Source organism: Citrobacter sp. MGH100 (assembly GCF_001034465.1).
GTDB lineage: Bacteria > Pseudomonadota > Gammaproteobacteria > Enterobacterales > Enterobacteriaceae > Citrobacter > Citrobacter youngae.
Window position 1 is genome coordinate 1,764,563 of sequence record NZ_KQ089800.1, and the last position, 13,708, is coordinate 1,778,270.

At 52.4% G+C, this 13,708-nt stretch carries 11 protein-coding genes; 8 read left to right on the forward strand and 3 right to left on the reverse strand.

Features of this window, described 5'->3' with window-relative positions:
• The first annotated feature begins 31 nt into the window (after positions 1 to 31).
• Complete coding sequence (locus tag SK32_RS08380) at positions 32 to 1,138, forward strand: YcbX family protein (RefSeq protein WP_048212118.1); 1,107 nt, start codon at positions 32 to 34, stop codon at positions 1,136 to 1,138.
• Here the strand turns inward: SK32_RS08380 and zapC are convergent.
• Positions 1,135 to 1,677, reverse strand: a complete 543-nt coding sequence (zapC, locus tag SK32_RS08385; RefSeq protein WP_048212119.1) for a cell division protein ZapC — start codon at positions 1,675 to 1,677, stop codon at positions 1,135 to 1,137. The two genes, SK32_RS08380 and zapC, sit on opposite strands and share 4 nt — an antisense overlap.
• Positions 1,678 to 1,843: 166 nt before the next feature.
• Positions 1,844 to 2,854 (reverse strand): quinone-dependent dihydroorotate dehydrogenase, encoded by a 1,011-nt coding sequence (gene pyrD, locus SK32_RS08390; protein WP_048212120.1) that lies wholly within the window; start codon positions 2,852 to 2,854, stop codon positions 1,844 to 1,846.
• A gap of 243 nt (positions 2,855 to 3,097) precedes the next feature.
• Between pyrD and ssuE the strand changes: the two genes are divergently transcribed.
• The 5 genes from ssuE to ssuB are packed head-to-tail and all read left to right on the forward strand — an operon-like array spanning position 3,098 to position 7,348.
• Positions 3,098 to 3,673, forward strand: a complete 576-nt coding sequence (ssuE, locus tag SK32_RS08395) for an NADPH-dependent FMN reductase (protein ID WP_048212121.1) — start codon at positions 3,098 to 3,100, stop codon at positions 3,671 to 3,673.
• Positions 3,666 to 4,640, forward strand: a complete 975-nt coding sequence (locus tag SK32_RS08400; protein WP_048212122.1) for a sulfonate ABC transporter substrate-binding protein — start codon at positions 3,666 to 3,668, stop codon at positions 4,638 to 4,640. The genes ssuE and SK32_RS08400 overlap by 8 nt, the downstream gene beginning before the upstream one ends.
• Positions 4,637 to 5,782, forward strand: a complete 1,146-nt coding sequence (ssuD, locus tag SK32_RS08405) for an FMNH2-dependent alkanesulfonate monooxygenase (RefSeq protein WP_048212123.1) — start codon at positions 4,637 to 4,639, stop codon at positions 5,780 to 5,782. Before SK32_RS08400 ends, ssuD begins: the two co-directional genes overlap by 4 nt.
• 10 nt (positions 5,783 to 5,792) lie before the next feature.
• Entirely contained in the window at positions 5,793 to 6,584 is a 792-nt protein-coding gene (gene ssuC, locus SK32_RS08410) for an aliphatic sulfonate ABC transporter permease SsuC (RefSeq protein ID WP_048212124.1), read from the forward strand.
• The gene (gene ssuB, locus SK32_RS08415) at positions 6,581 to 7,348 is read left to right on the forward strand and encodes an aliphatic sulfonates ABC transporter ATP-binding protein (RefSeq protein WP_048212125.1); all 768 of its coding nucleotides are present in this window, start codon (positions 6,581 to 6,583) and stop codon (positions 7,346 to 7,348) included. The genes ssuC and ssuB overlap by 4 nt, the downstream gene beginning before the upstream one ends.
• Before the next feature lie 104 nt (positions 7,349 to 7,452).
• Here ssuB and pepN read toward each other — a convergent pair whose 3' ends face one another.
• On the reverse strand, positions 7,453 to 10,065 hold the full coding sequence (gene pepN, locus SK32_RS08420; RefSeq protein ID WP_048212126.1) for an aminopeptidase N: 2,613 nt from the start codon (positions 10,063 to 10,065) through the stop codon (positions 7,453 to 7,455).
• Positions 10,066 to 10,331: 266 nt separating this feature from the next.
• Between pepN and pncB the strand changes: the two genes are divergently transcribed.
• Positions 10,332 to 11,534, forward strand: a complete 1,203-nt coding sequence (pncB, locus tag SK32_RS08425) for a nicotinate phosphoribosyltransferase (protein WP_048212127.1) — start codon at positions 10,332 to 10,334, stop codon at positions 11,532 to 11,534.
• A gap of 166 nt (positions 11,535 to 11,700) precedes the next feature.
• Entirely contained in the window at positions 11,701 to 13,101 is a 1,401-nt protein-coding gene (gene asnS / locus SK32_RS08430) for an asparagine--tRNA ligase (protein ID WP_048212128.1), read from the forward strand.
• Positions 13,102 to 13,708 lie beyond the last annotated feature (607 nt).

Consider the following 13,708-nt stretch of genomic DNA (forward strand, 5'->3'; position numbering starts at 1 on the left):
GAAGGCTTATTTTCATTCGAGGGGCAGTACAGTGGTCACGTTAACCCGACTTTTTATCCATCCGGTTAAATCAATGCGCGGCATTGGGCTAACGCACGCCCTGGCAGATATCAGCGGCCTTGCCTTTGATCGCATATTTATGATCACTGAACCTGACGGAACGTTCATCACTGCCCGACAGTTCCCGCAAATGGTCCGCTTTACCCCTTCTCCTTTCCACGATGGACTGCATCTTACGGCGCCAGACGGCAGCAGCGCGTTAGTGCGCTTTGCCGACTTTGCCACCCAGGATGCGCCAACTGAAGTATGGGGAAATCATTTTACCGCGCGAGTAGCACCAGCGGATATCAATCGCTGGATCAGCGGTTTCTTTTCCCGTGATGTGCAGTTACGCTGGGTTGGCCCGCAACTGACGCGCCGGGTAAAGCGCCACGATGACGTTCCCTTATCCTTCGCCGACGGTTATCCCTATCTGCTGACCAATGAAGCATCACTACGCGATCTGCAACAGCGCTGTCCGGCAAGCGTCAAAATGGAACAGTTTCGCCCTAATCTGGTGATTTCAGGCGCTGGCGCCTGGGAAGAAGATACCTGGAAAGTGATTCGCATCGGCGACGTCATTTTTGATGTGGCAAAACCCTGTAGCCGCTGTATTTTCACTACCGTCAGCCCGGAAAAAGGCCAGAAACATCCGTCTGGCGAGCCACTGGCAACGCTGCAAACCTTCCGCACGGCGGCGGACAACGGTGATGTCGATTTCGGCCAGAATCTCATCGCCCGTAATAGCGGCGTAATTCGTGTAGGTGATGAAGTCGAAATACTGGCGACCCGACCCGCCCGGCTGTACAGCGCGGCGGAATCTGATGATACGGCTTTGCAACAACAACCCGATGCAACAGTGATGATTGACTGGCAGGGTCAAACGTTTCGCGGAAATAATCAGCAGGTATTGTTGGAACAGCTGGAAAACCAGGGGATCCGTGTTCCCTACTCGTGTCGTGCGGGAATTTGCGGATGCTGCCGGATTCGGCTGGTAGAAGGCGAAGTCAACCCACTGAAAAAATCAGCGATTGGCGATGACGGAACGATTCTTTGCTGCAGTTGTGTACCCAAGACAGCAATCAGGCTGGAAAGTTAGACCGCCTGCTCAAGGTTGAAACTGTCGACAATTGCCTGTGGTTTCAGTCTGTCATTCATGATTTTAATCGCATCGCCAAGTTGCATGGTGCGACCAGCGATGACCACTCCGGGCTGCGCAAGCAAACACAGTGCGGCATTTTCACCCGGCTCTACCACTAACAGATTTACCTGTTCTTCGGTATCGCTTAAATCCACACAGGCGGCGTCACCCACGGTTGGCGACCAGTTAATACCGTGCGCAACAAAGTGCCAGCTTTTTGGCATTTGCGGTTTAAGATACCGAATAGCCACCAGCGCATTTAGCACCAGTTCCGCTTTTTGTTCTTTAGCTAAATCCAGATAACGGCATTTTTCTTCGAAGGAGAAATAAAGCGCGGCGTCATCAACACAAAAACCAGATGGAGAAAAAGCATCAGGCGTGAGCATTTTACGCGCAAAACGCGAGCGGAATAACATGCCATTGGCTAAATCGAGCATCATACGATCGTGCTCTTCATTATAATACCAGCGCCAGTTATCGTCGGGTTTAATTCGCATCAGTTTCTCTCCTTTCCTTAATCATCGCCATTACGACAGTATCCTTTTGCCGCTTCGTTTATTGCCTTAATAATAAAAGCTCAGAATGTTTAAATAAGCAACAGTAAAGGAATATAAAACAACCAGGGCCAGAAATAAAGCCCTGGTTGTCGGATTAAGGCATAGATCAGATATTGCTGACGATTTCTTTAATCAACGGCGGACCTTTAAAAATAAAGCCCGAATAAATCTGCACGAGGCTTGCGCCGGCAGACATTTTTTCCCGCGCGGCAATCACCGAGTCGATCCCGCCAACACCAATAATTGGCAACTGCCCTTTTAATTCCTGAGACAACTGGCGAATAATTTCTGTACTTTTTAATTGCAATGGTCGCCCGCTCAGACCACCCATTTGATCGCAATTTTTCATTCCCTGAACGAGCGAACGATCGAGCGTGGTGTTAGTCGCAATTACGCCATCAATATTATGCCGAACTAAACTGTCAGCAACCTGGATCAGTTCTTCCACAGAAAGATCCGGCGCGATCTTTACCGCCACCGGCACATATTTATGGTGGATCGCTTGCAGATCGTTTTGCTTATTTTTAATAGCCGTCAGCAGATCGTCCAGAGCCTCGCCGTATTGCAGCGTACGTAATCCCGGCGTATTCGGTGAAGAGATATTAATCGCAATATAACCCGCATAAGCATAGACTTTTTCCATACAAATCAGATAGTCATCTTTGCCATTCTCTACTGGGGTATCTTTATTCTTGCCAATATTAATCCCCAGAATACCGTCAAAATGCGATTTTTTAACGTTCTCAACCAGGTTATCAACACCCAGGTTATTAAACCCCATACGGTTGATCAAACCTTCTGCATCGACCAGACGGAACAGACGCGGTTTATCGTTACCCGGCTGAGGACGCGGCGTCACGGTACCTATTTCAATTGAGCCAAATCCCATCGCGCCGAGCGCATCAATGCACTCCCCGTCTTTATCCAGTCCGGCAGCAAGCCCGAGCGGATTTTTAAACGTCAGCCCCATACAGGTAACCGGTTTTGCCGGTACTTTCTGGCGCACAAGCGCTTCAAGCGGTGTGCCGGTAATGCGACGTAATTGCTGGAATGTCAATTCATGAGCGCGCTCTGGATCGAGCTGAAAAAGGGCTTTACGAACGAAGGGGTAGTACATGAACTCTCCTGGATTCCCGGTGTGCAAACCGGGGGCGTATTATGTGCGATCGTGAGCAAAAAGGGAATTGACCTGCGGCAATAAATAGCAATCGTTTTCCTGGCCCCTGCCTTTTTATTCAATTTCCAACTTTTCTATCCCGTATAAATCATTTCGATAAACAAAATCTCTCTGCCAGACTGCATAAATTGTTATCAATGTTAACTAAAAGCAAACAATTGGTTATAAGCGGAGAATGAAATTATGCGCATCATCACTCTGGCGGGGAGCCCTCGCTTTCCTTCTCGCTCCAGTGCGTTACTGGAATATGCCCGAGAAAAACTCAACGGTCATGATGTCGAAGTCTTTCACTGGAACCTGCATAACTTTGCCCCGGAAGACCTAATCTATGCCCGTTTTGACAGTCCGGCGTTGAAGACATTTATTGAACAACTGCAAGATGCTGACGGGCTGATTGTCGCCACGCCGGTCTACAAAGCCGCTTACTCTGGCGCACTGAAAACGCTGCTCGATCTGCTCCCCGAGCGGGCGCTGGAAGGAAAAGTGGTGTTGCCGCTGGCGACCGGCGGCAGCGTGGCGCATTTACTGGCCGTCGATTACGCGCTGAAACCGGTACTGAGTGCGTTAAAAGCCCAGGAGATCCTGCACGGCGTATTTGCCGATGATTCGCAGGTCATCGATTATCAACATAAACCGCAGTTTACGCCCAACCTGCAGCAGCGCATGGATAGTGCGCTCGACACCTTCTGGCTGGCATTGCATCGTCGCGATATCCAACTCCCTCAACTGAATGCCCTGCGAGGTGCCGCCCATGCTTAATCTGCTCAAACGTCACACGTCGTGGTTCACACTGGCTGGGCTGCTGTCACTGTCAACGCTGGCGCACGCCGCAGAACCTGCGCCCGATGCTCTACGCATTGGTTATCAGAAAGGGAGCGTCAGCATGGTGTTGGCAAAAAGCCATCAATTGTTGGAGAAACGCTACCCGCAAACCAAAATCTCGTGGGTTGAGTTCCCTGCCGGGCCACAAATGCTGGAAGCGCTCAATATCGGCAGTATCGATCTCGGCAGTACGGGTGACATTCCACCCATTTTCGCCCAGGCCGCGGGGGCAGATCTGGTTTACGTGGGCGTTGAGCCCCCCAAACCGAAAGCTGAAGTGATTCTGGTGCCGAAAAATAGCCCGATCCAGAACGTCGCGCAGCTTAAAGGACATAAAGTCGCTTTCCAGAAAGGTTCCAGCGCCCACAATTTACTGCTCCGTGCACTGCAACAGGCTGGGCTGAAATTTACCGATATTCAACCGACTTATCTGACGCCAGCCGATGCGCGAGCGGCCTTCCAGCAAGGAAACGTTGATGCATGGGCTATCTGGGATCCCTACTATGCCGCCGCGTTATTGCAAGGTGATGTACGCGTGCTGAAAGACGGCTCAGACCTCAAGCAAACCGGTTCGTTTTATCTCGCCGCACGTCCTTATGCCGAAAAAAATGGCGCTTTTATTCTTGGCGTACTGAATACCTTTAGCCAGGCCGATGCGTTAACCCTCAGCCAGCGGCAGCAAAGCATTGCCCTGCTGGCTAAAACCATGGGCCTGCCTGAGCCGGTAATTGCCTCTTATCTGGATCACCGCCCGCCAACCACCATTACGCCCGTCAGCGACTCTGTTGCTGCGCTACAGCAACAAACCGCGGATCTGTTTTATGACAACCGCCTGGTGCCGAAAAAAATCGATATTCGCCAGCGTATCTGGCAACCCACTCAGCAGGCAGGAGAAAAATTATGAGTCTGAACATGTTCTGGTTTTTACCCACCCACGGTGACGGTCATTATCTTGGAACGGAAGAAGGTTCGCGCCCGGTCGATCACGGATATCTGCAACAAATTGCTCAAACGGCCGACCGTCTGGGGTTTACCGGCGTGCTGATCCCCACCGGTCGCTCCTGCGAAGATGCCTGGCTTGTCGCCGCCTCGATGATCCCGGTCACCCAGCGGTTAAAATTTTTGGTCGCGCTACGCCCAAGCGTCACCTCGCCGACGGTTGCCGCGCGTCAGGCAGCAACGCTCGACAGGCTTTCTAATGGTCGGGCGCTATTTAACCTGGTGACCGGCAGCGATCCGCAGGAGTTGGCTGGCGACGGCGTGTTCCTCGATCACACCGCGCGCTATGAAGCCTCTGGCGAATTTACTCAGGTCTGGCGACGCTTACTGCAAGGTGAAACCGTTGATTTCAAAGGCAAACATATTCATGTTCGCGGGGCAAAACTGTTCTTCCCGCCGATCCAGCAGCCACATCCTCCACTCTATTTCGGCGGCTCGTCTGATGTCGCACAAGATCTGGCTGCAGAACAGGTTGATCTCTACCTGACCTGGGGCGAACCGCCTGAACAGGTGAAACAGAAGATTGAACAGGTACGGGCCAAAGCAGCGGCACTCGGGCGCAAGATCCGCTTTGGTATTCGTCTGCATGTGATCGTACGGGAGACAACACAAGAGGCGTGGCAGGCAGCGGATCGTCTGATATCCCATCTGGATGACGACACCATCGCCAAAGCCCAGGCCGCCTTCTCAAAAACGGATTCGGTTGGTCAGCAGCGAATGGCTGCACTGCACAACGGTAAACGCGACAAACTGGAAATTAGCCCGAACCTGTGGGCAGGGGTAGGACTGGTGCGCGGTGGCGCAGGGACCGCACTGGTTGGGGATGGTCCTACGGTCGCAGCGCGTATTAACGAGTATGCCGCGCTGGGAATCGACAGCTTTGTGCTGTCCGGGTATCCGCATCTGGAAGAGGCATACAGAGTTGGTGAGCTGCTGTTCCCGCATCTGGATGTCGCGATACCAGAAATTCCGCAACCGCTGCGCCTGCAACAGCAAGGCGAAGCGGTGGCGAACGAATTCATCCCGCGCAAAGTCGCACAAAGCTAAGGAGCGGCTAATGGCAACACAGAAAAATAGGTGGTTATTGCGCCTCGCGCCCTGGTTTTTACCGGTAGGTCTGGTGGCGTTCTGGCAGCTCGCATCATCAATGGGCTGGCTGTCCAACCGCATCCTGCCCTCACCGGAGGGCGTGGTCGAAGCTTTCTGGACGCTTTCCGCCAGCGGCGAACTTTGGCAGCATCTGGCGATCAGCGCCTGGCGCGCGCTGATCGGATTCTCTATCGGTGGATCGATTGGCCTGACGCTGGGACTGATCAGCGGTCTTTCGCGTTGGGGAGAACGCCTGCTGGATACCTCGGTGCAGATGCTGCGTAACGTACCGCATCTGGCGCTGATCCCGCTGGTGATTTTGTGGTTCGGTATTGATGAATCCGCCAGGATCTTTCTCGTCGCCCTGGGCACGCTGTTCCCGATTTACATCAACACCTGGCACGGGATACGCAATATCGACCGCGGGCTGGTTGAAATGGCGCGCAGCTATGGGTTGTCTGGTTTTTCACTGTTTATTCATGTGATCCTCCCCGGCGCCCTGCCCTCGATTATGGTTGGGGTGCGTTTCGCTCTCGGGCTGATGTGGCTGACGCTTATCGTCGCAGAAACCATTTCAGCCAATGCCGGTATTGGCTACCTGGCGATGAACGCCCGCGAATTTCTACAAACCGATGTGGTCGTGGTGGCCATTATTCTCTATGCCCTGCTCGGCAAACTAGCCGATGTCAGTGCCCAACTGCTGGAGCGAATCTGGCTGCGCTGGAACCCGGCTTACCATGTGAAGGAGGCTACCATATGAACACCGCTCGCCTGAACCAGGGCACGCCGCTTTTGCTAAGCGCCGTAACGAAACAATACGCCGCCAATACGGTGCTCAATCAGTTAGATTTGCATATTCCGGCCGGACAGTTCGTTGCCGTCGTAGGCCGCAGTGGCGGAGGTAAAAGTACGTTGCTGCGCCTGCTGGCTGGACTGGAGTCGCCCACCTCTGGCGCATTACTCGCCGGAACCACCCCGCTGGCAGAGATTCAGGATGATACGCGAATGATGTTTCAGGATGCGCGTCTGCTGCCATGGAAGACGGTTATCGATAACGTCGGTCTGGGTCTGAAAGGTCACTGGCACAATGCGGCCCGAGATGCGCTGGCCGCCGTTGGACTGGAGAATCGTGCTCAGGAGTGGCCCGCAGCACTTTCTGGCGGACAAAAACAGCGCGTGGCTCTGGCGCGGGCATTAATTCATCGCCCCGGTCTGCTTCTGCTGGATGAACCCCTCGGCGCACTGGATGCCTTAACCCGCCTTGAAATGCAGGAGCTGATCGTCTCTTTATGGCAAGAGCACGGCTTTACCGTGCTGTTGGTCACCCATGACGTCAGTGAAGCGGTGGCAATGGCCGATCGCGTTTTGCTGATTGAGGATGGAAAAATCGGACTGGATTTAACGGTGGATATTGCGCGACCACGCCGGATTGGCTCTCTTCGTCTGACAGAACTGGAAGCCGAGGTGTTGAATCGGGTGATGCAGCGTGGCGAGGCAGAACAGTCAATCCGACTGCATGGATAAACATTCAGGACGTTGTAGGCCCGGTAAGCATGAGCGCCACCGGGCATTTTGCCGGATGACGGCGTTACCGCCTTATCCGGCCTACAAAACTACAGGTCAACGTCTCAGGCCAACGCTTTAGTAATTTTCTCGAACAGATCGCCCGACAGATTCTCCAGACCTTTCAGCTGTTCCAGCGCCGCACGCATCTTCGCCTGACGTTTTGCATCATAGCGTTTTAAACGAATCAACGGCTCAATCAGACGTGACGCCACCTGCGGGTTACGGCTGTTGAGCTCAGTCAGCATGTCCACCAGGAACTGGTAGCCGCTACCATCTTCCGCATGGAATGCCGCCGGGTTGCTGCCCGCGAAGGCACCAATCAGCGAACGGATGCGGTTCGGGTTACTCATACTAAAGGAACGATGCTTCAGCAGGCCGCGTACCGTTTCCAGCACATTTCTCGCCGGGCTGGTGGACTGCAGGATAAACCATTTATCCATCACCAGACCGTCGTGATGCCATTTGTCGTCGTATTCCTGCATCAGCGCGTCACGACACGGCAACTGTGCTGCGACCGCCGCAGACAGCGCCGCCAGCGCATCAGTCATGTTATTCGCTTCACGGTATTGCTTGCTTACCAGCGTGTCAGCCAGATGGGTTTCGCCAAAGGCCAGGAATCGCAGGCAGGCATTGCGCAGCGTACGTTTGCCAATATCGCCATGCTCTACGCGATACTCATCAAGATGATTAGCGTTATAGATGGCGAGGAATTCATCCGCCAGCTCGGCCGCCAGCGTGCGGGTTAACGCTTCGCGTACCTCGGCGATCGCCACCGGATCAATGATGTCGAACAGTTCGGCAATTTCATTTACTGAAGGCAGCGTCAGGATCTCTGCCGCCAGTGCCGGATCGATTTTCTCATCGAGCAGAATCGCGCGGAATGCATCGGCCACGTGGACCGGCAGCGACAGCGGTTGTCCCTGCTGATGACGGGCAACGTTGAGCTTAATATAGGTCGCCAGCAGGCTTTGCGCCGCATCCCAACGAGAGAAATCGTTACGCGCATGGCGCATCAGGAAGGTCAGTTGCTGATCGCTCCATTTATATTCCAGTTTCACCGGCGCGGAGAATTCGCACAGCAGCGCCGGAACCGGCTGGAAGTAGACGTTATCAAAGACAAACGTCTGCTCTGCCTGGGTCACGTTGAGTACGGAATTCACCGGGTGCCCGCCTTTTTGTAGCGGGATCACTTTCCCTTCGTTGTCATACAACTCAAGGGCAAAAGGAATATGCAAGGGCTGCTTTTCAGCCTGATCCGGCGTGGCTGGCGTACGCTGGCTGATAGTCAGTGTGTACTGTTCCGTTGCTGGATTGTAGTCATCTCGCACGGTCAGAATCGGCGTACCGGACTGGCTGTACCAGCGGCGGAAATGGGAGAGATCGACGTTCGACGCATCTTCCATCGCCTGCACGAAATCATCACAGGTCGCAGCGCTACCATCGTGACGCTCAAAGTACAGCTGCATCCCTTTCTGGAAGTTAGCCTCACCCAGCAGGGTGTGGATCATACGAATCACTTCCGCACCCTTCTCATATACGGTCAGGGTATAGAAGTTGTTCATTTCGATGACCATATCCGGACGGATAGGATGCGCCATCGGGCTGGCGTCCTCAGCAAACTGCAGGCCGCGCATGGTACGCACATTGCTGATACGGTTTACCGCACGTGAGCCAAGATCGGAACTGAATTCCTGATCGCGGAACACGGTTAACCCCTCTTTCAGGCTCAACTGGAACCAATCGCGACAGGTTACGCGGTTGCCGGTCCAGTTATGGAAATATTCGTGACCGATGACGCGCTCAATATCGAGGTAATCTTTGTCGGTGGCGGTATCGGTACGCGCCAGCACGTATTTGGAGTTAAAGATGTTCAGACCTTTATTCTCCATCGCGCCCATGTTGAAGAAATCCACGGCGACAATCATATAGATGTCGAGATCATATTCGAGGCCAAAGCGCTCTTCATCCCATTTCATGGAGTTTTTCAGCGAGGTCATCGCCCACGGCGCGCGGTCCAGGTTCCCACGATCGACATACAGTTCCAGCGCCACTTCACGCCCGGAGCGGGTGGTAAAGGTGTCGCGCAGCACGTCGAAATCACCTGCTACCAGCGCAAACAAATAGCACGGTTTCGGGAATGGATCCTGCCACTGCACCCAGTGGCGACCGTTTTCCAGTTCGCCCTGCGCAACACGGTTACCGTTGGAAAGCAGGAATGGATATCTGGTTTTATCGGCAATAATTTTGGTCGTAAAACGCGCCAGCACGTCCGGCCTGTCGAGATACCAGGTAATATGGCGAAAGCCTTCCGCTTCGCACTGGGTACACAGCGCGTCACCTGACTTGTAAAGCCCTTCCAGCGCGGTATTCGCCGCTGGGCTAATTTCATTCACGATACGCAGCGTAAAACGTTCCGGCAGTTGATTGATGACCAGAGCGCCCTCTTCTTCTTTATATGCTGTCCACGGTTCGTCATTCACGTGGATTGACATCAGGGTCAGATCTTCGCCATTCAGGCGCAGGGGCGCATCGGACGTGCCATGACGGACAGCCTGGCTCACTGCGGTGACCACGGTTTTTTCAGCATCCAGGTCAAAGGTCAAGTCAATATCAGTAATCTGGTAATCCGGCGCACGGTAGTCGTGGCGGTATTTGGCTTGTGGCTGTTGTGTCATAAAAAAACCTTTAGCATCTTTGGTAGAGTCTCGGCTTCAGTCTATTCCTGTTGCGTAAATCACGCTACGCAGAATGTTCATCTTTTCAGGCACAAACGCCCTTTTTGCTACATTTTTATAACACGCGGCACGAATTGCCCTCGACCAGAAAGACAGCTTATGGTGTGATCGGGGTTCAATAAATCGCTAAACAGGGTATACTCCAGCGGTTTTCTTAGTTGTTTATTGTACTAAACGCTCCCGTGAGAGGATGCTACTGCGCACCTATGACACAATTCGCTTCTCCTGTTCTGCACTCGCTGCTGGATACAGACGCTTATAAGTTGCATATGCAGCAAGCCGTTTTTCACCACTACTATGATGTACAAGTAGCGGCTGAATTTCGTTGCCGTGGCGATGACCTGCTCGGTATTTATGCCGATTCTATTCGCGAACAGGTGAATGCTATGCAGCACCTGCGACTGCAGGAGGACGAGTACCAGTGGCTCTCCGGCCTGCCTTTCTTCAAAGCTGATTACCTCACCTGGTTACGTGATTTCCGCTATAACCCGGAACAGGTTTGCGTCACCAATGACAACGGTAAGTTGAACATTCGCTTAACCGGGCCATGGCGCGAAGTGATCATGTGGGAAGTTCCGCTGTTAGCGGTGATAAGCGAGCTGGTACACCGTTATCGCTCGCCCGAATCAGGCGTCCCGCAGGCACTGGCTGAGCTGGAAAACAAATTAGCAGAATTCTCTGCTTTAACGAAAGATGTCGATATGTCCCGCTTCCATCTGATGGATTTCGGTACGCGTCGTCGTTTTTCACGTGAAGTCCAGCAGGCTATCGTTAAACGCCTGCAGCAAGAGCCGTGGTTTGTTGGCACCAGCAACTACGATCTTGCCCGTCGTTTGTCATTAACGCCGATGGGAACCCAGGCGCATGAATGGTTCCAGGCACACCAGCAAATCAGCCCTGAGCTTGCCACCAGCCAGCGCGTTGCCCTGGCCGCCTGGCTGAACGAATATCCCGACCAGCTCGGCATCGCCCTGACCGATTGCATCACCATGGACGCGTTTTTGCGCGACTTTGGCGTTGAGTTTGCGACCCGCTACCAGGGTTTGCGCCACGACTCTGGCGATCCGGTGGAATGGGGTGAGAAAGCCATCGCCCATTATGAAAAACTGGGCATTGACCCGCAAAGCAAAACGCTGGTGTTCTCCGATAACCTCGATCTGAATAAAGCGATTGAACTCTACCGCCACTTCTCTTCTCGCGTGAAGTTGAGCTTTGGTATCGGGACACGCCTGACGTGTAACATCCCCCAGGTTAAGCCGCTGAATATCGTTATCAAGCTGGTCGAATGTAACGGCAAACCGGTGGCGAAGTTATCTGACAGCCCGGGTAAAACCATCTGCCATGATAAAGCGTTTGTGCGCGCGCTGCGCAAAGCCTTCGATCTCCCGCATATTAAAAAAGCCAGCTAGTCCTTCCAGGGAGCCACTTTGGCTCCCTTTTCACGTTTATTTCCGAAATCTTTCACTCCAGCTACGAATTCTGCTTGTCTGATTGCAGATGCCAGGTAACATAGGTATCCCCCCCATTATGGGTGGACATGTGTTTATATATCCGACTATTAACAGAGAGAATATTATGAGCGTTGTGCCTGTAGCCGACGTACTCCAGGGCCGCGTAGCCGTTGACAGCGAAGTCACCGTGCGCGGATGGGTGCGTACCCGCCGAGATTCAAAAGCTGGCATCTCCTTCCTCGCCGTTTATGACGGTTCCTGCTTTGATCCTGTACAGGCCGTCATCAATAATTCTCTGCCCAATTACAATCAGGACGTACTGCGCCTGACGACGGGTTGTTCAGTTATCGTAACGGGTAAAGTCGTTGCATCACCTGGACAAGGACAGAGCTTTGAAATTCAGGCCACTGAAGTTGAAGTCGCGGGCTGGGTTGAAGATCCTGATACCTACCCAATGGCGGCTAAGCGTCACAGCATTGAGTATCTGCGTGAAGTGGCGCATATGCGTCCGCGCACCAATATGATTGGTGCGGTAGCGCGCGTACGTCATACGCTGGCGCAAGCGCTGCATCGCTTCTTCCACGAGCAGGGTTTCTTTTGGGTATCTACTCCGCTGATCACCGCTTCCGATACGGAAGGTGCGGGTGAAATGTTCCGTGTTTCTACGCTGGATCTGGAAAACCTGCCGCGTAACGATCAGGGTAAAGTCGATTTCGATAAAGACTTCTTTGGTAAGGAAGCATTCCTGACCGTTTCCGGTCAGTTGAACGGCGAAACCTATGCCTGCGCCCTGTCCAAAATTTATACCTTTGGACCGACTTTCCGTGCGGAAAACTCCAACACCAGCCGTCACCTCGCAGAGTTTTGGATGCTTGAGCCGGAAGTCGCTTTTGCCGATCTGAACGATGTTGCAGGTCTGGCTGAAGCAATGCTGAAATACGCGTTCAAAGCCGTACTGGAAGAACGTGCGGATGATATGAAGTTCTTCGCCGAACGTGTCGACAAAGACGCGGTATCACGCCTGGAACGTTTTATTGATGCTGACTTCGCGCAGGTGGATTACACCGATGCGGTAAGCATCCTGGAAAAATGCGGCAAACAGTTTGAAAACCCGGTTTACTGGGGTGTTGATCTGTCTTCTGAGCATGAACGCTATCTTGCCGAAGAACACTTTAAAGCGCCGGTGGTTGTTAAAAACTATCCGAAAGATATTAAGGCGTTTTATATGCGCCTTAACGACGACGGTAAAACCGTGGCGGCAATGGACGTGCTGGCACCGGGAATCGGTGAAATCATCGGTGGTTCTCAGCGTGAAGAGCGTCTGGACGTGCTGGATGCCCGTATGCTGGAGATGGGTCTGAACAAAGAAGATTACTGGTGGTATCGCGATCTGCGTCGCTACGGTACCGTTCCGCATTCCGGTTTTGGTTTGGGCTTTGAGCGTCTGATCGCTTATGTCACCGGCGTACAGAACGTCCGCGATGTTATTCCGTTCCCGCGTACACCGCGTAACGCCAGCTTCTAACGTTGTCGCTTTAATCATAAAGGCCAGCACTGCTGGCCTTTTTTCGCTCAGCGCATTGCTGTATTTGTCGCCTTAGATGGACTCTCATCCCGCACTAAACTCAACCCGTAAATTCCCCCTTCCTGTTACGCAATGTTTCACTGCAACATTTGAGAACAAAAAATAATCACTATTTTTATTGTGGATTAGCACTTCATGATCAAATAGAGCATTTATTACCCATTCGCACGGCATTCTGGACGGCCAAAATATGCATTTGTAAAAATGGTTCTTTTTTGCGGGGCTAGATAAAAATGTCGTTAGCAAAATTAAGTATAAGAAAATCATATAAATAGATAAAACTGAGCAAAATTCAATCGCAGGGACACCTGAAATTTGAAGTCGTTCACAAAGTTGCATAAAAATAACATTTTGTTACACATTTTTTCTTTTTGAAACTAAATCTTTATATTTGTAGCACTTTGAGAGTAGCGAAACGGTAGTTTGAATGGAAAGATGCCTGCAGACACATAAAGACACCAAACTCTCATCAATAGTTCCGTAAATTTTTATTGACGGAATTTATTGGCGGCAGTGGCAGGTGTCATATAAAAACCGATGAGGGTAA